At 72.3% G+C, this 18,835-nt stretch carries 20 protein-coding genes; 6 read left to right on the plus strand and 14 right to left on the minus strand.

Translation table 11 applies throughout. The features are described from left to right. Positions 1 to 11: 11 nt before the first annotated feature. A complete protein-coding gene (locus tag OHA37_RS13040; RefSeq protein ID WP_266904800.1) occupies positions 12 to 815 on the plus strand; it encodes an enoyl-CoA hydratase/isomerase family protein in 804 nt (267 codons plus the stop codon). 457 nt (positions 816 to 1,272) lie between these two features. Here the strand turns inward: OHA37_RS13040 and OHA37_RS13045 are convergent, their stop codons facing one another. Beyond that, positions 1,273 to 1,848, minus strand: a complete 576-nt coding sequence (locus tag OHA37_RS13045; protein ID WP_323182331.1) for a DNA-3-methyladenine glycosylase I — start codon at positions 1,846 to 1,848, stop codon at positions 1,273 to 1,275. Beyond that, on the minus strand, positions 1,845 to 2,210 hold the full coding sequence (locus OHA37_RS13050) for a DivIVA domain-containing protein (RefSeq protein ID WP_266904802.1): 366 nt from the start codon (positions 2,208 to 2,210) through the stop codon (positions 1,845 to 1,847). The genes OHA37_RS13045 and OHA37_RS13050 overlap by 4 nt, the downstream gene beginning before the upstream one ends. Before the next feature lie 76 nt (positions 2,211 to 2,286). Here OHA37_RS13050 and folP point away from each other — a divergent pair, with 76 nt between their 5' ends. Further along, positions 2,287 to 3,147 carry a dihydropteroate synthase gene (folP, locus tag OHA37_RS13055; RefSeq protein WP_266904803.1) on the plus strand — a complete coding sequence of 287 codons (861 nt, stop codon included), beginning with the start codon at positions 2,287 to 2,289 and terminating at the stop codon, positions 3,145 to 3,147. A 15-nt stretch (positions 3,148 to 3,162) separates the two neighbouring features. On the opposite strand, the gene OHA37_RS13060 is transcribed toward folP, so the two are convergent. After that, entirely contained in the window at positions 3,163 to 3,921 is a 759-nt protein-coding gene (locus OHA37_RS13060) for a TIGR00730 family Rossman fold protein (protein WP_266904805.1), read from the minus strand. A gap of 64 nt (positions 3,922 to 3,985) precedes the next feature. Then, a complete protein-coding gene (gene dapE, locus OHA37_RS13065; RefSeq protein ID WP_266904807.1) occupies positions 3,986 to 5,065 on the minus strand; it encodes a succinyl-diaminopimelate desuccinylase in 1,080 nt (359 codons plus the stop codon). An 87-nt stretch (positions 5,066 to 5,152) separates the two neighbouring features. Between dapE and OHA37_RS13070 the strand changes: the two genes are divergently transcribed. Together OHA37_RS13070 and OHA37_RS13075 are read left to right on the plus strand one after the other, a co-directional pair. Beyond that, complete coding sequence (locus tag OHA37_RS13070; protein ID WP_266904809.1) at positions 5,153 to 6,157, plus strand: hypothetical protein; 1,005 nt, start codon at positions 5,153 to 5,155, stop codon at positions 6,155 to 6,157. Between the two features lie 228 nt (positions 6,158 to 6,385). Further along, positions 6,386 to 6,733, plus strand: coding sequence for an ATP-binding protein (locus OHA37_RS13075; RefSeq protein WP_266904811.1), 348 nt, complete (start codon positions 6,386 to 6,388; stop codon positions 6,731 to 6,733). Positions 6,734 to 6,828: 95 nt separating this feature from the next. On the opposite strand, the gene dapC is transcribed toward OHA37_RS13075, so the two are convergent. Beyond that, positions 6,829 to 7,929: a succinyldiaminopimelate transaminase gene (gene dapC / locus OHA37_RS13080; protein ID WP_266904813.1), complete on the minus strand. Its 1,101-nt coding sequence runs from the start codon at positions 7,927 to 7,929 to the stop codon at positions 6,829 to 6,831. A gap of 130 nt (positions 7,930 to 8,059) precedes the next feature. Next, the gene (gene fdxA / locus OHA37_RS13085; RefSeq protein ID WP_030868357.1) at positions 8,060 to 8,389 is read right to left on the minus strand and encodes a ferredoxin; all 330 of its coding nucleotides are present in this window, start codon (positions 8,387 to 8,389) and stop codon (positions 8,060 to 8,062) included. A gap of 117 nt (positions 8,390 to 8,506) precedes the next feature. On the opposite strand from fdxA, the gene OHA37_RS13090 reads away from it, so the two are divergent. Beyond that, the gene (locus OHA37_RS13090; RefSeq protein ID WP_266904817.1) at positions 8,507 to 9,499 is read left to right on the plus strand and encodes a GNAT family N-acetyltransferase; all 993 of its coding nucleotides are present in this window, start codon (positions 8,507 to 8,509) and stop codon (positions 9,497 to 9,499) included. After that, positions 9,496 to 10,287 (plus strand): transglutaminase-like domain-containing protein, encoded by a 792-nt coding sequence (locus tag OHA37_RS13095; protein WP_266904819.1) that lies wholly within the window; start codon positions 9,496 to 9,498, stop codon positions 10,285 to 10,287. Before OHA37_RS13090 ends, OHA37_RS13095 begins: the two co-directional genes overlap by 4 nt. A gap of 231 nt (positions 10,288 to 10,518) precedes the next feature. Here OHA37_RS13095 and OHA37_RS13100 read toward each other — a convergent pair whose 3' ends face one another. The 8 genes from OHA37_RS13100 to OHA37_RS13135 form a co-directional block, all read right to left on the minus strand. Next, complete coding sequence (locus OHA37_RS13100; RefSeq protein ID WP_266904821.1) at positions 10,519 to 12,684, minus strand: hypothetical protein; 2,166 nt, start codon at positions 12,682 to 12,684, stop codon at positions 10,519 to 10,521. Positions 12,685 to 12,922: 238 nt separating this feature from the next. Continuing rightward, positions 12,923 to 13,315 carry a DUF6113 family protein gene (locus OHA37_RS13105; protein WP_266904823.1) on the minus strand — a complete coding sequence of 131 codons (393 nt, stop codon included), beginning with the start codon at positions 13,313 to 13,315 and terminating at the stop codon, positions 12,923 to 12,925. Further along, positions 13,312 to 14,220 (minus strand): N-acetyl-1-D-myo-inositol-2-amino-2-deoxy-alpha-D-glucopyranoside deacetylase, encoded by a 909-nt coding sequence (mshB, locus tag OHA37_RS13110; protein ID WP_266904825.1) that lies wholly within the window; start codon positions 14,218 to 14,220, stop codon positions 13,312 to 13,314. Before mshB ends, OHA37_RS13105 begins: the two co-directional genes overlap by 4 nt. A gap of 50 nt (positions 14,221 to 14,270) precedes the next feature. Then, positions 14,271 to 14,465, minus strand: a complete 195-nt coding sequence (locus OHA37_RS13115) for a hypothetical protein (RefSeq protein WP_266904827.1) — start codon at positions 14,463 to 14,465, stop codon at positions 14,271 to 14,273. A 360-nt stretch (positions 14,466 to 14,825) separates the two neighbouring features. Next, positions 14,826 to 15,911 (minus strand): ABC transporter ATP-binding protein, encoded by a 1,086-nt coding sequence (locus tag OHA37_RS13120; protein ID WP_266904829.1) that lies wholly within the window; start codon positions 15,909 to 15,911, stop codon positions 14,826 to 14,828. After that, positions 15,904 to 16,878, minus strand: a complete 975-nt coding sequence (locus tag OHA37_RS13125; RefSeq protein WP_266904831.1) for an ABC transporter ATP-binding protein — start codon at positions 16,876 to 16,878, stop codon at positions 15,904 to 15,906. The genes OHA37_RS13120 and OHA37_RS13125 overlap by 8 nt, the downstream gene beginning before the upstream one ends. A gap of 12 nt (positions 16,879 to 16,890) precedes the next feature. Further along, entirely contained in the window at positions 16,891 to 17,907 is a 1,017-nt protein-coding gene (locus OHA37_RS13130) for an ABC transporter permease (RefSeq protein ID WP_443046157.1), read from the minus strand. Continuing rightward, positions 17,900 to 18,823, minus strand: coding sequence for an ABC transporter permease (locus OHA37_RS13135; protein WP_266904833.1), 924 nt, complete (start codon positions 18,821 to 18,823; stop codon positions 17,900 to 17,902). Before OHA37_RS13135 ends, OHA37_RS13130 begins: the two co-directional genes overlap by 8 nt. Positions 18,824 to 18,835: the final 12 nt, after the last annotated feature.

Raw genomic sequence — 18,835 nt, forward strand, 5'->3', positions numbered from 1 at the left:
GGACCCCCGCCATGGCCGACAGCGTGCTCTACGAAGTGACCGACGGACTCGCGACCATCACGATCAACCGTCCCGAGGCCATGAACGCCATGAACACCGAGGCCAAGGTCGCCCTGCGCGACGCGGCCCGGGCGGCGGCCGGGGATCCGGCGGTACGGGCGGTCCTGCTCACCGCGGCCGGCAACCGGGCGTTCTGCGTGGGCCAGGACCTCAAGGAACACGTCGGGTTCCTGGCGGCCGACCGCGAGCACGGCTCCTCACTGACCATGAACACCGTCGCGGAGCACTACAACCCGATCGTCCGGGCGCTGACGGAGATGCCGAAGCCGGTGGTCGCGGGCGTCAACGGCGTCGCGGCGGGCGCGGGCTTCGGATTCGCCCTGGCGGCGGACTTCCGCGTGGTCGCGGACACCGCCTCGTTCAACACGTCCTTCGCGGGTGTCGCCCTGACGGCCGACTCGGGCGTCTCCTGGACGCTGCCCCGCCTGATCGGCGGCTCGCGCGCCTCCGACCTGTTGCTGTTCCCGCGGTCCGTGAAGGCCCAGGAAGCCCTGGAACTCGGCATCGCGAACCGCGTGGTCCCCTCGGAGGAGCTGGCGGCCGAGGCGCTGGCCGTGGCGCGGCGGCTCGCGCAGGGCCCGACGGTCGCCTACGCGGCGCTGAAGGAGTCCCTGGCGTACGGGGCCTCCCGGTCGCTCTCCGACGCGCTGGACCACGAGGACGTGCTCCAGGCCCGTGCGGGGGCCTCTGAGGACCACGGCATCGCCGTCGCGGCCTTCCTCGCGAAGGAGGCTCCGCGCTACCTGGGTCGCTGAGCCGCGGCCCCGCCGGGCGTACGGGGGCCCCTGCGCGGGCGGGGTCCCCGCATCGCCTCTTGCCGCTGCGCGGGGCGAAGTCCCCGCAGCGCCCCTTGCCGCTGCGCGGGGCAAAGTCCCCGACCCGCCCTTCCACCGTTCCCAGGGCCTGCCCTGACCCGGTCCTCAAACGCCGGACGGGCTGGAGGGTCCCGGGCTGCGCCCGGACCCCCTGGGGCTCCGCCCCAGACCCCGGTCCTCAAACGCCGGACGGCTGAAAGACGGCGGCGAGGCTGGAAGTGCCCTGCGGGCGATCCAGCCCCTCCGGCGTTTGAGGAGCGGGGGTCCGGGGGCTGGCCCCCCGGCAGCGGCGCCGGAGGTGGCCAAGGGTCCGGGCGGAGCCCGGGGAACGGGGGAAGGGCGGGTCGGGGACTCTTGCCCCGCAGGGCCGGACAGGGCGTGCTCGGCGCGGGCTCGGTCAGGGCAGGTCGCGGGAGACGCAGCGGGCCAGGTGGTCGTTGACCAGGCCGCAGGCCTGCATCAGGGCGTAGGCCGTCGTGGGGCCCACGAAGCGGATGCCCGCCTTCTTCAGGGCCTTGGCCAGCGCCGTGGACTCCGGAGTCACCGCCGGGATCTCGGTGGTGCTCTTCGGGGCCCGCCCCGGCGCCGGCGCGTGGGACCAGATCAGCGCGTCCAGTTCGCCCTCGCCCCACCCGGCCAGGGTCTTGGCGTTGGCGAGGGTCGCCTCGACCTTGGCCCGGTTCCGGATGATCCCCTCGTCCGCGAGGAGCCGTTCCACGTCGGCCGCCCCGAAATCCGCCACCGCGGCGATCTCGAAGCCCGCGAAGGCCTTCCGGAACCCCTCGCGCCGGCGCAGGATCGTCAGCCAGGACAGCCCCGACTGGAAGGCTTCCAGGCACAGTCGCTCGTACAGCGCGTCGTCGCCGTGGACCGTACGGCCCCACTCCGTGTCGTGGTACGCGATGTACTCCTCGGTGGCCAGCCCCCAGGGGCACCGCAGGCCCCCGTCGGGTCCGGCGAGCACTCCGCTCACTGCTCGGCCGCCTTGGTCAGGTCCACCGAGCCTTCAGCCGAAGCAGAGGCAGAGACAGAGACAGAAGCCGGCGCCGCCGCTGCCGTGAGCTCCGCGATCCGCGCATCACGCTCCGCCAGCTCCGCCGCCAGCCGCTCCAGTACGTCGTCCACGTCGGACATCCGGTAGCCGCGCGGGGCCACGGGCAGACGCAGCTCGTCGATGTCCGCCCGTACGACGGGACGGTTCTCCGGCAGCGCGTCGGACAGCCGGTCGGGCTCGGCCTCCGGCAGCACGGCCTCGGACCCTCCGCCGGCCACCGCGAGGGTGACTCCGGCGACGACCACGACCAGCGCGATGAGCAAGAACGCGAACACGATCAACTCCCCTGAGAGACTCCGGCCACCAGGTTAAGGTCGCTGGCGAGGCGCAAGGGTCGCCGAAGGAGGAAAGAGCAGGATGCTGCGACTGGGCAGGCGCGAGTTCGACGACCACGAGACGGTGATCATGGCCATCGTGAACCGGACCCCTGACTCCTTCTACGACCAGGGAGCGACCTTCCGCGACGAGCCGGCCCTGGACCGGGTCGAGCAGGCGGTGGCCGAGGGCGCCGCGATCATCGACATCGGCGGGGTGAAGGCGGGTCCCGGCGAGCACGTGGACGCGGTGGAGGAGGCCCGGCGCACGGTGGGCTTCGTCGCCGAGGTCCGCCGCCGCCACCCCGACGTGGTGATCAGCGTCGACACCTGGCGCCACGAGGTCGGCGAGGCCGTCTGCGAGGCCGGTGCCGATCTCCTCAACGACGCGTGGGGCGGGGTGGACCCGAAGCTCGCGGAGGTCGCTGCGCGGTACGGCGCGGGCATCGTCTGCACCCACGCGGGCGGGGTCGAGCCGCGGACCCGGCCGCACCGGACCGAGTACGAGGACGTGATGGCCGACATCCTGCGCGTCACGGTCGGCCTGGCCGAACGCGCCGCGGCCCTGGGCGTCCCCCGCGAGTCGATCATGATCGACCCGGGCCACGACTTCGGGAAGAACACCCGCCACTCCCTGGAGGCCACCCGCCGCCTCTCGGAGATGGCGGAGACGGGCTGGCCGGTCCTGGTCTCCCTCTCCAACAAGGACTTCGTCGGCGAGACCCTCGACAAGCCCGTGAAGGAACGCCTCCTGGGCACCCTGGCCACGACGGCCGTCTCGGCCTGGCTGGGCGCCCAGGTCTACCGCGTCCACGAGGTCGCGGAAACCAAGCAGGTCCTGGACATGGTCCGCTCCATCCAGGGCCACCGGCCCCCGGCGGTCGCCCGCCGGGGGCTGGCGTAGCGGTCGGAGGCGGTCCTACAGACCGACTTCCTTCGTCACGAGCGCGATCGCCTCGTCCACGTCGTCGGTGACGTGGAAGAGGTAGAGGTCCTTCTCCGAGGCCTTGCCCTGGGCGATGACCGTGTTCTTCAGCCAGTCGATGAGCCCGCTCCAGTACGCCGTGCCGAACAGCACGATCGGGAAGCGGGTGATCTTCTGCGTCTGGACCAGGGTCAGGGCCTCGAACATCTCGTCGAGGGTGCCGAGACCGCCCGGCAGGACCACGAAGCCCTGGCTGTACTTCACGAACATCGTCTTGCGGACGAAGAAGTAGCGGAAGTTCAGCCCGAGGTCGACGTGCTCGTTGAGGCCCTGCTCGAAGGGGAGCTCGATGCCCAGGCCGACCGAGAGGCCGCCCGCTTCCCGCGCGCCCTTGTTGGCCGCCTCCATGGCGCCGGGACCGCCGCCCGTGATCACCGCGAACCCGGCGTCCACGAGCGCGCCGCCGATCCGCACGCCCGCCTCGTACTCCGGCGAGCCCGCCGGCGTCCGGGCGGAGCCGAACACGCTGATCGCCGGCGGCAGCTCCGCCAGGGTGCCGAAGCCCTCGATGAACTCCGACTGGATGCGCAGGACCCGCCACGGATCGGTGTGCACCCACTCGGAGGGCCCGGCCGAATCCAGCAGCCGCTGGTCCGTCGTACTGCCGGCCTGCACCTGGCCCCGCCTCCTCAGCACCGGCCCGAGCTGCTGCTCCTCGGGCCGACGACGAGCGGACCCTTCAGGGTTGCCCATGATGTGCTCCCTCCTGCTGATCGTTGGATCAGGTTAGGCGCACAAAGGTGACGAGAAGCGGAATTCAGGCGGTCAGCCAGGCGCGGAGTCGTTCCTCGCAGTGGAGGATCGCCTTCGTTTCGACGCGCTCGTCGGCCTTGTGGGCCAGCAGGGCGTCGCCCGGGCCGTAGTTGACCGCCGGGACGCCCAGCGCGCTGAAGCGGGAGACGTCCGTCCAGCCGAACTTCGGCATGGCGTGTCCTCCGACGGCCTCCATGAAGGCCGCGGCGGCCGGGTGGGAGAGGCCGGGCAGGGCGCCGGGCGAGAAGTCGTCGACGACGAACTCGTCGACGCCGCAGTCCGCGAACACCTCGCGGACGTGGGCGATCGCCTCGTCCACGCTCCGGTCGGGGGCGAAGCGGAAGTTGACCGTGACGGTGCACTCGTGCGGGATGACGTTGTTGGCGACGCCGCCCTCGATGCGGACCGCGTTGAGGCCCTCGTGGTACTCCAGGCCGTCGATCACGGGCTTGCGGGGCTCGTACGCCGCCAGCGTCGCCAGGATCGGGCTCGCCGCGTGGATGGCGTTGGAGCCCATCCAGCTGCGCGCGGAGTGGGCGCGCTCGCCGGTCGTGTGGAGCAGGACGCGCAGGGTGCCCTGGCAGCCGCCCTCGACCTCGGCGTTGGAGGGTTCGAGGAGGACGGCGAAGTCGCCGGTCAGCCAGTCGGGGTGGGCTTCGGCGACCTTGCCGAGGCCGTTGAGGTCGGCGGCGACCTCTTCCTGGTCGTAGAAGACGAAGGTGAGGTCCCGGTTGGGCTCGGGGACCGTGGCCGCGATGCGCAGTTGTACGGCGACGCCCGACTTCATGTCGGTGGTGCCGCATCCCCACAGGACGTCGTTCTCGTCGAGGCGGGAGGGCACGTTGTCGGCGATCGGCACGGTGTCGAGGTGCCCGGCGAGTACGACGCGTTCGGCGCGGCCCAGGTGCGTGCGCGCGACCACGTTGTTGCCGAAGCGGTCCACGGTCAGGTGCGGCAGGCCGCGCAAGGCGTGTTCCACGAGGTCGGCGAGTACCTTCTCGTCACCGCTCACGGAGGGAATGTCGACGAGCCGGGCGGTCAGCTCGGCGGCGTCCAGGGTGAGGTCCAGCTCGGATTCGGACATGGACCTGACCCTAACCCCCCGGGCTGCGGCGAAGCCTTGTCCGTCCGGCCGATGGACGCGTCATGTGGCTCAAGTACGGTGGGCGGCGTGTCGCAGACCGATCTCCCCCGCCCTCGCCGCCGCCGTCGCCCGCTCCGCTGGGCCGCGGGCTTCCTGGTGCTGGTGGCGGTCGTCGGGTACTTCGTCGTGCAGCGCGCGTCGAACGACAACGGCGGCGTGCCCTACTGCACGGCTTCGGTCGACGGGAAGGGCGGTACGAAGGCCTCCGGCCAGTTCGAGGAGATGTCCCCCGACCAGGCGGTGAACGCGGCGACGATAGCCGCGGTCGGCGTGTCCAAGGGGATGCCCGACCGGGCCGTGACCATCGCGCTGGCGACCGCCATGCAGGAGTCGGCCCTGCGCAACCTCGATCACGGCGACCGCGATTCGCTGGGCCTGTTCCAGCAGCGGCCCTCGCAGGGCTGGGGCACGCCCGACCAGATCATGGACCCCGTGTACTCGGCGGGGATCTTCTACGACCGGCTGGCCGAGATCAAGGGGTACTCGCGGCTCCCGCTGACGGTGGCGGCGCAGAAGGTGCAGCTGAGCGGTTTCCCGCAGGCCTACGCGAAGCACGAGCCGGATGCCACCGTGCTGACCTCGGCCTTCACCGGCGGCGGCCACCTGACCTGTACCGGGCCCGCGCCCACCGGGTCCGGCGATCCGGCGAAGGTCCGGGCGGAGCTGACCCGGCTGCTCGGCAAGAACCCCCTCTACACGCTGCCCGCGGGTGCGGGTGCGGGTGCGGGCGATCCGGCGTCCGGGAAGGCCTCCGGGAAGGGCGCCGGGGCCGCCGCCGAGTCCGAGGTGACCCTGGTGGCGAAGCCCGGCGGCGGGGACCGGGCGGCGCGGACCGGGCAGGTGCTCGCGCAGTGGGCGGTGGCCGGCTCCCGCGAGCTGGGGATCACGCGGGTCTCGTACGGCGACAAGTCCTGGGTCGCCGGCAAGGACGGCGACCGGTGGCGGGCGCCGGGCGCGGCGGGCGCCGGGAACGGCGCCGGGAATCCCTCCGTCGCGGCTCCGGGCCAGGTACGGATCTTCCTGCGCGGCTGATCTCCCGCTGGACGGGTGTACGACCCGTCCCCCGTAAGGGGGTGACCCGTACGGCGGACACGGCGCTCCCCGCGGGCACACAACCGCAGGTCGGCGCGTGTTCCGAGCGGTCGGCCCGGAAGCCGATTAAACGATCCGTTACTGATCCTTTACCCACCGGCTCCGCAACTCGCGCCCCCCTCCGAGCGGTTGTCACGGCGTACTCAGCCGCTACCGCTTAGGAGCAACATGTCCCTCCCCCTGACCCGCCGGATCGCCCGTGCCGCGCTGCTCCTCGCAGCCGGGGCAGCGCCCGTGGTCGGTGCGGCCGGCGCGGCCAGCGCCGCGGGCCTGGAGTCCGTGCCGCAGCTGGGCGCGCTCACCGCGCCGGACGCGACGGTCGCCGCCGCGGGCGACACCGCCACCGATGCCGTGCCCGCCTCGACCCTGCCGGCGCCCGCGCCCGCCGACGAGGTGACCGGCGCCGCGGGCAGCCTGTTGGCCGGGCTGCCGCTCGCCGGCGGCGGGCTTCCGGGTGGCGGCCTGCCGGGCGGACTGCCCGGCGGTCTCCCGGGCGGCCTGCCCGGCCTCGGCTAGCAGTCGCGGCCACGGAAACGCCGAGGGGCCCGGGAGCACGAACTCCCGGGCCCCTCGGGCTGTCCGCGCATCCGTCGCGAGCACGGGCGGATCGGCTACGGCGCCAGCCGCTTGGCCGCCGCCCCGACGCGTTCGTCCGTGGCCGTGAAGGCGACGCGGACGAAGTGCGCGCCCGCCTCGCCGTAGAAGTCGCCGGGTGCGACCAGGATGCCGAGCCCGGCCAGGTGGGCGACCGTGTCCCAGCAGGGCTCGTCCCGGGTCACCCACAGGTACAGGCTGGCCTCGCTGTGCTCGACGCGGAAGCCGTGCGCCTCCAGGGCCGTGCGCAGCGTCGCGCGGCGGGCCGCGTAGCGCACCCGCTGCTCCTCGACGTGTACGTCGTCGCCCAGGGCCGCCACCGTGGCCGCCTGCACGGGGGCGGGGGTCATCATGCCGCCGTGCTTGCGGATCTGGAGCAGCTCGCCCAGGACCTCGGCGTCACCGGCGATGAAGGCCGCCCGGTAGCCGGCCAGGTTGGACCGCTTGGAGAGCGAGTGGACGGCGACGATGCCCTCGTACGAGCCCCCGCAGACCTCGTCGTGCAGGACGGAGACGGGCTCGGCCTCCCAGCCCAGCTCCAGGTAGCACTCGTCGCTGAAGATCAGGATCCCGTGCTCGCGCGCCCAGGCCACGATGCGTACGAGCTCCTCCTTGGGGAGGACCTTGCCGGTGGGGTTGGACGGGGAGTTGAGCCACAGCAGCTTCACGCGGGCCGGGTCGAGATCGGTGGTGGGATCGTCGTAGACCACCGGCTCGGCGCCGCACAGCCGCGCGCCGACCTCGTACGTCGGGTAGGCGAGGCGGGGGTACGCCACCTGGTCGCCGGCGCCCAGGCCCAGCTGGGTGGGCAGCCAGGCCACCAGTTCCTTGGAGCCGACGACCGGCAGGACGTTGCGGTGTCCGGCGGCGCTCGCGCCGAGGCGGGTGCGCACCCAGCCGGAGATGGCGTCGCGCAGGGCGGGGGTGCCCCACACCGTGGGGTAGCCCGGGGAGTCCGCGGCCTCGATCAGGGCGCGCTGGATCAGCTCCGGCACCGGGTCGACGGGGGTGCCGACGGAGAGGTCGACGATTCCGTCCGGGTGGGCCGACGCCGTTGCCTTGTACGGCTCCAGCTTGTCCCAGGGGAAGACGGGGAGACGGGCTGAGACTGCGGCCACGTTGCGCGCTCGCTTTCCGGGTGTTCCGTGCTTTCCAGAATTTCGTACAGGTGACGGTCAAAACACCTCGGTCCCGTGCGGCTGCGAGCCGTACGGGACCGAGGGACGCGCGTGGGGCGTTGCCCGACCGTCAGTGGCTCGGGTTGATGTCCGCCGGAAGCGCAGCGATGAAGGGGTGGTCGCGCTCGATCAGGCCGAGCTTGGAGGCACCACCGGGCGAACCGAGCTCGTCGAAGAACTCGACGTTCGCCTTGTAGTAGTCCTTCCACTCCTCCGGAGTGTCGTCCTCGTAGAAGATGGCCTCGACCGGGCAGACCGGCTCACAGGCACCACAGTCGACGCACTCGTCCGGGTGGATGTACAAGGACCGCTGGCCCTCGTAGATGCAGTCGACGGGGCACTCTTCGATGCATGCCTTGTCCTTGACGTCGACACAAGGCTCCGCGATGACGTAGGTCACGCTCTCGTTCCTCCTCATAAGGGCTTTCCATATCGCGCGGGAGCGCGGCGTCGTCGATGCCCGCCTCTAGTATCTCCGTTCCCGGGCACGATCCGAACAGGAGGGGCGGACAGAGCTGTGGAAATCACTGCCGGTGGACGGCTGGAGATCCGGATTACACCCGCTGACGTGGGTAAACGTGTCTCTGTGCGACGGGTGGAGCACGGCTCGACCGGAGCCCCCTGTTTCACGGACACCGTAGGGGTTCTCACATCCTGGAACTCGGGTGTGGTGACGATCACACGAAAGACCGGCGAGTCCGTCCGCATCGCGGAATCCGCGCTGGTGGCGGGCAAGGTCGTACCGGCCGCGCCGGCCCGGCGCAGGGGTCCCGCGGCCTCCTTCGAGGAGCTCGCGCGGGTCTGTGCGCGGGCCTGGGTGCCGCTGGAGAGCGAGCCGCTGGGCGAGTGGACGCTGCGCGCGGCCGGCGGATTCACCCGCCGGGCCAACTCCGTACTGCCGCTCGGCGATCCCGGGACCCCGCTGGACGATGCACTCGCGCGAGTGACCTCCTGGTACGCGCAGCGTGGTCTTCCGGCCTACGTACAGACCGCCACGGGGGCGGCGGGCACGCAGGAGCTGCTGTGCGCGGAGCTGGAGGACCGGGGCTGGGTCCGCGAGGTGTCGGCGGAGGTGCAGGTCGGCGGGCTGGCGGCGGTCGGGGACCTGGACGTGGACGATGCCGTGGTCGCGGGCGTACGCCTCACCCGTGCTCCGGACGAGGAGTGGCTCTCCCGCTACGGGCGGGTGAAGGACCCCGAGACCGCCCGCCGGGTGCTGACGGCGGGGCCCTCGGTGTGGTTCGCGACGGTGCCGGGCCGGGCCATCGGGCGGCTCGTGGTGGACGGCCGGTGGGCCGGGTTCGCGGCCGTCGAGGTCGGCCCGGAGCACCGGCGCCGGGGCCTCGCCTCGGCCGTGATGGCGGCGCTGGCGCGGCGCGCCCTTCAGGAGGGCGCCTCGGCGGCCTGGCTCCAGGTGGAGAACGACAACACCGGGGCGCGGGCGCTGTACGAGGGAATGGGCTTCGGGACGCACCACTCCTACCACCACTACCGCCGGGCGGCGCAGTGACCTCGCCCTGGCGCGAGCGGTTCGCCGCCGAGGCGCGGGCGGAGCGGCCCGACCTGGCCGCGCTGTGCCTGCTGCTGGCCGCGGAGGGGGACCCCGAGCTCGACGAACGGGCGATGGACTGGGCACAGATCGAGCTGGACCGGCTGGCGGGGATGCTGCCGTACGGGCTGCGGGGCGCACGTGCGTGGGCTTCGGCGGTGAGTGAACTGCTGGGCGTGCGGATGGGGTTCCACGGGACGCCGGCCGACTACGACCGGCTCTCGTCCTCGCTGCTGCACGAGGTGCTGCGGCGGCGCCGGGGGCTGCCGATCCTGTTGTCCGTGGTGTGGCTGGAGGTGGCCCGGCGGGCCGGGGCTCCGGTGTACGGGCTGGCCCTGCCGGGGCACTTCGTGGTGGGCTTCGGGGATCCCGAGGAGGGCGTGGTCGTCGACCCCTTCGCGGGGGGCGCCTCGCTGGGCGCGGGTCCGGCGGAGCTGGCGGCGGGGCCGCGGACCGCGGCGCGCACGATGGACATCGTGCTGCGGATCCTGAACAACATCCGGGCGTGGGCCTCGTCGCGGCCCGAGCATTCCGGAGTGGCGCTGTGGGCGCTGGAGCTGGCGCTGCTGCTGCCCTCGCATCCTGCGGCGTTGCGGTACGAGCGGGCGAAGCTGCTGGTGGAGCGGGGGGAGTTCGCGGCGGGGGCGGCGGAGATGGAGTCCTACGCGGTGGTCGTGGACGTGATCGATCCGCCGTCGGCGGTGCGGATTCGTGCCGAGGCGATGGCGGCGCGGGCCCTGCTGAACTAGGCCGTCGGCCTTCTTGCCGCTGCGCGGGGCGGAGTCCCCGCTGCGGCCCTTGCCGCTGCGCGGGGCGGAGTCCCCGCTGCGGCCCTTCCACCGTTCCCCGGGCGCTGCCCGGACCCGGTCCTCACACGCCGGACGGGCTGAAAGATCGCCTCAAACGCCGGCGGGGCTGGATTTTGGATGCGCCGGAGCCCCTCCCCCGTGTTCGGGGAGGGGCTCCGGGGGTTCGCTCGGTCAGCTCGGGTTGGTGGGGATGACCGCGGTGCGTTCGGCGGTGGTCTTGCCGCGCAGGGCCTTGCCGAGGACTCCGGCGACGTCCTGCGGGGTGACGGCGGTCTTCTCGCCGGTGCCGCGCATGATGAGGACTCCGTCGAAGGTGTTCCCGTAGGCCGTCTTGAGGGCCTCCAGGTCGTACTTCTCCACGAGGTGGCCGTCCACGGCCTGCATGCTCAGGATCTTCGGCAGGGACTTGGGGCCGAGGGGGATGGACTTGGTGCCCGCCTTGACGAGGACCGGAGCGGACATCGCGGGCGTGGCGAACTCCTTCATCGCCCGGTCCAGTTCGGCCTGGCCGATGACCGGGTCCTTGGTGGCGACCGGGAGTGGGACCGGGGAGGCCTGGGCGCCCTCGACCATGTCGTGGAACGCCTTGGTGACCAGGCCGACGGAGGCGTCCACATCGAGCGTGGAGCCGGGCTTGCCGGGGACGGCGATGGCCTTGCCGGTGTCGAAGGTGATGGTGCCCTCGGTGACGGAGCCGGAGGTGCCGGCGAGCTCCTGGAGGGCGACCCGCAGCTTCTCCTCGTCGATGGGCAGGACGGCCTCGGCCTTGCGCTCGCTGCCGAACAGCGAGCCGATGACCGTGACGGGGTTGTAGTCGCTGCCCGCCGCGTTGCGGACGGTGGTCTGGCTGTCCAGGCTCAGGCCGGCCTTCTCGGGCTTCAGCTCGACCGGCTTGTCGCCGACGGTGAGCTGGAGCGGGGTGGTGGCGCGGTTGCCGAAGGACCTCTGGAGCTTGGCGACGGCCTCGTCGCGGCTGCCGCTGATGTCGACGCCCATGACGGTGGTGCCCTTGGGGACGTCGGAGTGGTTGAGGAGCAGACCGGCTCCGTAGGCCACGCCGAACAGCGTGAAGAGGGCACCGCCGAGCAGGACCACCTTGCTGCGGCCCTTCTTGGCGGGCCGCGCCGGGGCCGGCGCGGAGGCCTTGGCCTTCTTCGCGGGCGCCGCGGCGGGTGCCGGCTGGGGGTGTCCGGCGGAGCCCATCTCCGGACCGGGCCAGCTCGGCTCCGGTCCGCCGACCGGTACGGAGCCCAGCGCGGGCCCGCCGGTCGGCCCGTCCGGACCGCGGCCGGTGCCGGTGCCGGGCCAGGCCGGAGCGGGCGGGACCGGGGTTCCCAGGGCCTGGGCCACGGGGCCCGAACCGGGGCCGTACGCGGCTCCGGGGCCGGGCTGCGGCGCGGGGGGCCCTGCGGGGCCGGGACCCTGCGCGAAGCCCGCGGGGGCACCCGTACGGGGACCGCCGGGTCCGGCGGGCGGTGCGGGATAGCCGGCACCCTGCCCGCCACCGGGGCCGGGGCCGCCAGGGCCGGGGCCGCCGGCACCGGGACCGCCGGGGCCCATCGGCGCACCGGGGCGCTGCCCGGCGGGGCCCTGGGCGAGGCCCTGCTGCGGAGGCCCGTCGAAGCGGGGGCCGCCGGCCTGAGCCGGGGCGGGGCCCGGACCGCCGGGGCGGGAGCCCATCGGGGCACCGGGACCGGGGCCCATCGGGGCGCCTTGGCCGGGGCCCATCGGGGCACCGGGGCCGGGACCCATCGGCGCACCCGGACCGGGTCCGGGGCCCATCGGCGCACCCGGGCGCGGCCCGGCCGGGCCCGGGGCGAAGCCCTGCTGCGCGGGCCCGTCGAAGCGCGGGCCGCCGGCCTGAGCCGGGGCGGGGCCGCGCGGCGGGGCCTGCGCGGGGGTGGGAGTCGGGGCGGGCATCGGGGCGGGCGCGGTGCCCGCCCTGCGCGGGGCGAACCAGTTGCTGGTCGGGTCCTCACCCGGAGCCGGCTCGGGCTCGGGCACGGGGGCGGCTGCGGGCTCGGGCGCCTGCCCGGCCTCGGCTTCGGGCATGGCCTGGCGTACGACCACGGGCGGAATCGGCCGCGAACCCGGGATGTTGATCCGGATCCGGGTCGTCAGCTGGGTCTCCGTCTTGGGCCCGTCGGAATCGGGTGTGGACGGCTTCGCGGGCGGTGCGGTCACTGAACTCTCCTCCGGGGTGGTCGCCGCGCCCGGACCGGGGGGCACTGTCGTGGACGGATACTGGCCTGATCCATACGGCGGCGTACCCGGGGGGTAGGCGGCTCCGCCGCGCCCGTTGGGCCCGGAGGACGGACTGTCAGTTTCACGGCTCAAGGCAGGTTCTCCCGATCGGCTCCGCCGCCCGTCATAGCGTGCGCGGGCAGCTCGGCGGCCGGTCCACCATACTGGCCGCCGCCCGCGCACACCCGGCCGCCGGGAACGAAGGGTTCCCCCTCGGCCTCCCGCGCGCCCTTCGCGCGCACCCCCCGAGCGTCTGCCGCCCGGCCGCCGGGGGTCCGCGCACGCACTGGCCGAGCCGCTCGTCACGGCGTCGCGAGCGGCCGACGCCTCGTCACTTGGCGTTCCCGGCGGCCGAAAGCGGCCGGTCCTTCGCGATTCTCATCGTGGCGCACATCACAGCGAGCACCACTCCACCCAAAAGGTAGGCGTACATGCCGATTCCGGACGAACCGAGCAGGAAGTCCCCCTCCGGCCGGGGCACACCGAGGATCACGTAGGCGAGGAACCAGCCGCCGGTGGCCGCTCCCACCCCGATGCCGGTGCCCAGTGCGATCCGGGCGCCGAGGAACAGGCCGAAGAGCGCGAGGAGGGCGAGGAGCAGTCCGCCCGGGAACCACAGGTCGACGACGAGCCAGCCGGCGACTCCGGTCAGCGCCCCCGCCGCCAACAGGCCGAGCAGGACGGCGATCCGCCCCGCGTTCCCGATGGCCGCCGGCCCGGTCATGCCCGCACCCCCGCGAAGAGGTCGTGCTCGCGCTCGCCCGCCGCGGCGCCGGGCAGGCCCGCGGCCAACTCGTAGTACTCGTGGGTGAACAGCGGCTGGGCCAGGTCGTTGGAGAGCGCGAAGAAGGGCCCGTCCACCGCGATCTGGGTGGCATGGGCGCGCATCGCGGCGGTCTTGGCGGCCACGAACGCCTGCTCCGCCGCCTCGTCCCCGCCGATCTCGGCGGTGATCCGCTCGTCGGCCACCACGCCCGGCACGTCGTCCACCGCGGCCGGCGCCGGGAAGGGCACCTCGCTCCCGGCCTCGCGCAGCCGGGAGAAGCCCTCTTCGACGACCGTGCGCGGGACGCGGTTCCAGTAGAACTTCTGGATGGTGTGCGGCGCCCCGAGGTCACGGCGGTACGTGGGCTCCGCGGCCAGTTCGGCGGCGCGGGTGGCGACGCGGTGGGCCTGGATGTGGTCGGGGTGGCCGTAGCCGCCGTTCGGGTCGTAGGTGACGAGGACCTGGGGGCGCAGTTCGCGGATCACCTCTACGAGGTACCCCGCGGCCTCGTCCACGTCGGCGGACCAAAAGGCGCCGGGCCGGCGGTTCTGCTCGGCGCCCATCATTCCGGAGTCGCGGAAGCGGCCGGGGCCGCCGAGGAAGCGGTGGTCGGCGACGCCCAGTTCGCGCATGGCCTCGGCGAGCTCGCCGACGCGGTGGGCGCCAAGGGTGTCGTCGCGGTCGGCCGTCAGGTGGGCGAGTTCGGGCGGGATGACCTCACCCTCCTCGCCGAGCGTGCAGGTCACCAACGCGACATGGACGCCCTCGGCCGCGTACTTGGCCATGGTGACGCCGTTGTTGATGGACTCGTCGTCCGGGTGCGCGTGCACGAGCAGGAGCCGACGGGCGGGAAGACCGTTCATGGGGTCACCCTACGAGAAACGGCGGCCCCGCCCCCGGAACCGGAACGCCGCTAGAACTTGAGGCCGCTGATCATGCTCGCCACATTGGAGGTCAGCTGGCTGAGCGTCGGAGCCACGGTCGAGCTCGCCAGATAGAAGCCGAGCAGTACACAGACCACTGCGTGACCCGCCTTCAGGCCCGAACGCCGGACCAGCAGGAAGACGACGACTGCCAGCAGCACCACGGCCGAGATCGATAGTGCCACGGCTGTTTCACCTCCACGTCGAGCGGACATCGGGTTCGCGTACTCGCAACTCGGTGCTCGGCAGAGTCATACCCACCGTGCGCTACGGATCATAACTATCCGTACCGCCACATCGATCGATTCCGGCAGCACGAGGGGCGCACGGCGCGCACGTCCGGGGTCACAGGAGTACCGGCCGGGGAGGCTGTACGCCTCCCCGGCCGGCCGTCGGCACCCGCACGGCCGCACTGGATCCAGGCTGCCCGGCCCAGATCTCGGGACAGAAACGGTCAAGTTGCCTACGTGTAAACCGAGTTGCTCCGAGCCCGCGGTGCCGTTCACAGCTGTGGCGAGAAATGAGCGGTACCGGGGGCCCGCAGCTCACTCCTTGGTCAGCGACCCCGGCGGTGGTCCCGGCGGCGTCGCGGGCGGCCCCGCGGGCGGCGGTCCCGGCACGACGGCGGCCCGCTCGGATGCGAAGTGGCAGGCCGAGGGGTGGGCCGTCGGGCCGCCCGGGAGGAACGCCGGGATCTCCAGGAGCGGGACCTCCGAGGCGCAGCGCGCCTCGGCCTTCCAGCAGCGGGTGCGGAAGCGGCAGCCCGAGGGCGGGTTCGCCGGGGAGGGCACGTCGCCGGAGAGGATGATCCGGTCGCGGCCCGCGCGGGCCTGCGGGTCGGGGACCGGGACGGCGGAGAGCAGCGCCTGGGTGTAGGGGTGGGTGGGGTGGTCGTAGATCTGGGTGTCGGTGCCGATCTCGACGATCCGGCCCAGGTACATGACGCCGACCCGGTCGGAGATGTGCCGGACGATCGAGAGGTCGTGCGCGATGAACACGTAGGAGAGGTTGAACTCGTCCTGGAGCCGCTCCAGGAGGTTGACCACCTGGGCCTGTACGGAGACGTCGAGGGCGGAGACGGGCTCGTCGGCGACGATGATCTCGGGCTGGAGGGCGAGGCCGCGGGCGATGCCGATGCGCTGGCGCTGGCCGCCCGAGAACTGGTGCGGGTACCGGTTGATGTACTCCGGGTTGAGGCCGACGACGTCCAGGAGCTCCTGCACCTTGCGGCGCCGGTCGCCCTTCGGAGCGACCTCGGGGTGGATCTCGTAGGGCTCGCCGATGATGTCGCCGACGGTCATGCGCGGGTTAAGGGAGGTGTACGGGTCCTGGAACACCATCTGGATGTTGCGGCGCACGGCCTTCAGGGCGCGGCCGGACAGTTTGGCGAGGTCCTCGCCCTTGTACCTGATCGCGCCCGCCGTCGGGCGTTCGAGGTTGACCAGCATCTTGGCGACGGTGGACTTGCCGCAGCCGGACTCCCCGACGATGCCGAGGGTTTCACCGGCCCGCAGGTCGAAGGAGACCCCGTCGACGGCCTTGACGGCGCCGACCTGCTTCTTGAAGAGGATGCCCTGGGTCAGCGGGTAGTGCTTGACCAGGTCCTCCACCACGAGGATGGACTCAGCCACCGAGGCACTCCTTCCAGAAGAAGCACGCACTGGCGCGGTCCGGTCCGACCTCGGCCAGCGGCGGTACGTCGGTGCGGCAGACGGCCCGGGCCATCGGGCAGCGCGGGTTGAAGGCGCAGCCGGGCGGGATGGCGAGCAGGTTGGGCGGCAGCCCCTTGATGGCGTACAGCTCCTGGCCCTTCTGGTCCAGGCGCGGGATGGAGTCCAGCAGGCCGCGGGTGTACGGGTGCGCGGGGTTCTTGTAGATCTCGTGGACGGGGGCCGCCTCGACGATCCGGCCGGCGTACATGACGGCGATCTTGTCGGCCACGTCGGCGACCACGCCGAGGTCGTGGGTGATCAGGATCAGGCCCATGTTGAGCTCGCGCTGGAGCTCCGCGAGGAGGTCCATGACCTGGGCCTGGACGGTGACGTCCAGGGCCGTGGTCGGCTCGTCTGCGATGATGAGCGAGGGTTCCAGGGCCATCGCCATGGCAATCATGATGCGCTGGCGCATGCCGCCGGAGAACTGGTGCGGGTAGTCCCCCACCCGCTCGCGCGCCGCCGGGATCTTCACCCGGTCCATCAGCTCGACGGCCTTGTTCCGCGCGTCCTTGCGGGACATCCCGCGGTGGACCTCGTACATCTCGCCGAGCTGCGCGCCGACGCTCAGGACCGGATTGAGGGAGGACAGGGCGTCCTGGAAGATCATGGCCATCTCGGCGCCGCGGACCTTCCTGCGCTCCTCCTCCTTCATCTTCAGCAGGTCTCTGCCCTTGAAGAGGATCTCGCCGCCCGCGATGCGGCCCGGCGGCATGTCCAGGATGCCCATGACGGCCTGGGCGGTGACCGACTTGCCGGAGCCGGACTCGCCGAGCACGGCGAGGGTCTCGCCCTCGGCCACGGAGTAGTTGACCCCGTTGACGGCCTTGGCGACTCCGTCCCGGGTCTTGAATTCCACGTGCAGATCGCGCACTTCGAGCAGCATGTGCGGGGCTCCTCAGCGCAGCTTGGGGTCGAGGGCGTCGCGCACCGCGTCGCCGAGCATGATGAACGCGAGCACGGTGATGCTGAGCGCGCCCGCCGGGTAGAGCAGCATGTGCGGGGCGTTGCGGATCTGCGAGGCGGCGTTGGAGATGTCGATGCCCCAGGAGACCGTCGGCGGGCGCAGGCCCACGCCGAGGAAGGACAGGGTGGCTTCCAGGGCGATGTAGGTGCCGAGCGCGATGGTGGCGACGACGATGACGGGCGCGATGGCGTTGGGTGCCACGTGCCGCAGCAGCATCCGGCCGTTGCCGGCGCCGAGCGCCCGCGCGGCCTGGACGTAGTCGTTCTGTTTGGCGGTGATGACCGAGCCGCGGGCGATGCGGGCCAGTTGGGGCCAGCCGAGCAGCACGATGAAGCCGACGACGGGCCAGACGGTGGTGCTGGTGACCACGGACAGGAAGACCAGGCCGCCGAGGACCACGGGGATGCCGAAGAAGATGTCGGCGACCCGGGAGAGCAGTGAGTCGCCCCAGCCGCCGAAGAACCCGGCGAGCCCGCCGAGCGCGGAGCCGAGGAGGGCCGCGCCGAGGGTGGCGCAGATGCCGACGGTGATGGAGGCGCGGGCCCCGTAGACGGTGCGGGTGTACACGTCGCAGCCCTGGGTGTCGTAGCCGAAGGGGTGGCCCGGGGAGGAGCCCTGCTGCGATTTGGACAGGTCGCACTGGAGCGGGTCGCCGCTCGCGATGAGCTGGGGCCAGATGGAGATGACCACGAGGAAGAGGATCAGCAGCGTGGAGACGAGGAAGACGGGGTTGCGGCGCAGCTGGTGCCAGGCGTCGGACCACAGGGAGCGGGCCTTCTCCTGGGGCCCCGCGGGGCCCGCCGGGCCTCCCCCGAGCTCCTTCTCCAGCGACTCCCCCTCCTCCAGGGCGAGATCCATGGCCCCGCCCTGGCCGGTGGGGGCGATGGACTCGTGGGGGCCGGGTCCCAGCGGATCGTAGGCGGCGCGCTCGGGATCGGGCTCAGGCATAACGGATCCTCGGGTCCAGGACCGCGTAGAGCAGGTCGACGAGCAGGTTCGCCAGCAGGAAGACGATCACGAGGATGGTCACGAAGCCGACCACCGTCGGGGAGTTGTTGCGCAGGATGCCCTGGTAGAGCTGGTAGCCGACGCCGTGGATGTTGAAGATCCGCTCGGTGACGATGGCTCCGCCCATCAGGGCGCCGATGTCGGTGCCGATGAAGGTGACCACGGGGATCAGCGAGTTGCGCAGCAGGTGGCGGGTGATGACCCGGCGCCGGGGCAGGCCCTTGGCCACGGCGGTGCGGACGTAGTCGGCCTTGACGTTCTCGGCGATGGAGGTCCGGGTGAGCCGGGTGACGTAGGCGAGGGAGACCAGCGCGAGCACGATGCCGGGCAGGATCAGCTCGTTGAAGGGGGCGTCCGGGGAGACGGTGGGCCGGACCCAGCCCCATTTGACGCCGAAGACGTACTGGAGCAGGTAGCCCGTCACGAAGGTGGGCACCGAGATGACGACGAGGGTGAGCACCAGCACGCCGCTGTCGATGGACTTGCCGCGCTTGAGGCCGCTGATCACACCGAGGGTGATGCCGACGACGATCTCGATGGCGATGGCGACGATGGTCAGGCGCAGGGTCACCGGGAAGGCCGAGGCCATGAGTTCGGTGACCTTCTGGCCGTTGAAGGCGGTGCCGAAGTCGCCCTGGAAGATCTGGCCCATGTAGTGCAGGTACTGCTTCCACAGGGGCTGGTCGAGGTAGAGGTCCTTGCGGATGCGTGCGGCGGTGGCGGGGTCGGGTGCCTTGTCGCCGAAGAGGGCGGCGACCGGGTCACCGAGCGCGTACACCATGAAGAAGATCAGGAACGTGCTGCCGATGAACACGGGGATCATCTGGAGCAGTCGCCGGATCACATAACGTCCCATGGACTGCTCCAG

It is taken from the genome of Streptomyces sp. NBC_00335, assembly GCF_036127095.1.
Classification (GTDB): Bacteria; Actinomycetota; Actinomycetes; order Streptomycetales; family Streptomycetaceae; genus Streptomyces.

Bases quoted from the DNA above. Each gene is read 5' to 3' on its own strand.
- OHA37_RS13040 (WP_266904800.1), top strand. From the start codon at position 12: ATGGCCGACAGCGTGCTCTACGAAGTGACCGACGGACTCGCGACCATC.
- folP (WP_266904803.1), top strand. From the start codon at position 2,287: ATGCTGCGACTGGGCAGGCGCGAGTTCGACGACCACGAGACGGTGATC.
- OHA37_RS13060 (WP_266904805.1), bottom strand. From the start codon at position 3,921: ATGGGCAACCCTGAAGGGTCCGCTCGTCGTCGGCCCGAGGAGCAGCAG.
- dapE (WP_266904807.1), bottom strand. From the start codon at position 5,065: ATGTCCGAATCCGAGCTGGACCTCACCCTGGACGCCGCCGAGCTGACC.
- OHA37_RS13075 (WP_266904811.1), top strand. From the start codon at position 6,386: ATGTCCCTCCCCCTGACCCGCCGGATCGCCCGTGCCGCGCTGCTCCTC.
- OHA37_RS13105 (WP_266904823.1), bottom strand. From the start codon at position 13,315: ATGACCGGGCCGGCGGCCATCGGGAACGCGGGGCGGATCGCCGTCCTG.
- mshB (WP_266904825.1), bottom strand. From the start codon at position 14,220: ATGAACGGTCTTCCCGCCCGTCGGCTCCTGCTCGTGCACGCGCACCCG.
- OHA37_RS13125 (WP_266904831.1), bottom strand. From the start codon at position 16,878: ATGCTGCTCGAAGTGCGCGATCTGCACGTGGAATTCAAGACCCGGGAC.
- OHA37_RS13130 (WP_443046157.1), bottom strand. From the start codon at position 17,907: ATGCCTGAGCCCGATCCCGAGCGCGCCGCCTACGATCCGCTGGGACCC.
- OHA37_RS13135 (WP_266904833.1), bottom strand. From the start codon at position 18,823: ATGGGACGTTATGTGATCCGGCGACTGCTCCAGATGATCCCCGTGTTC.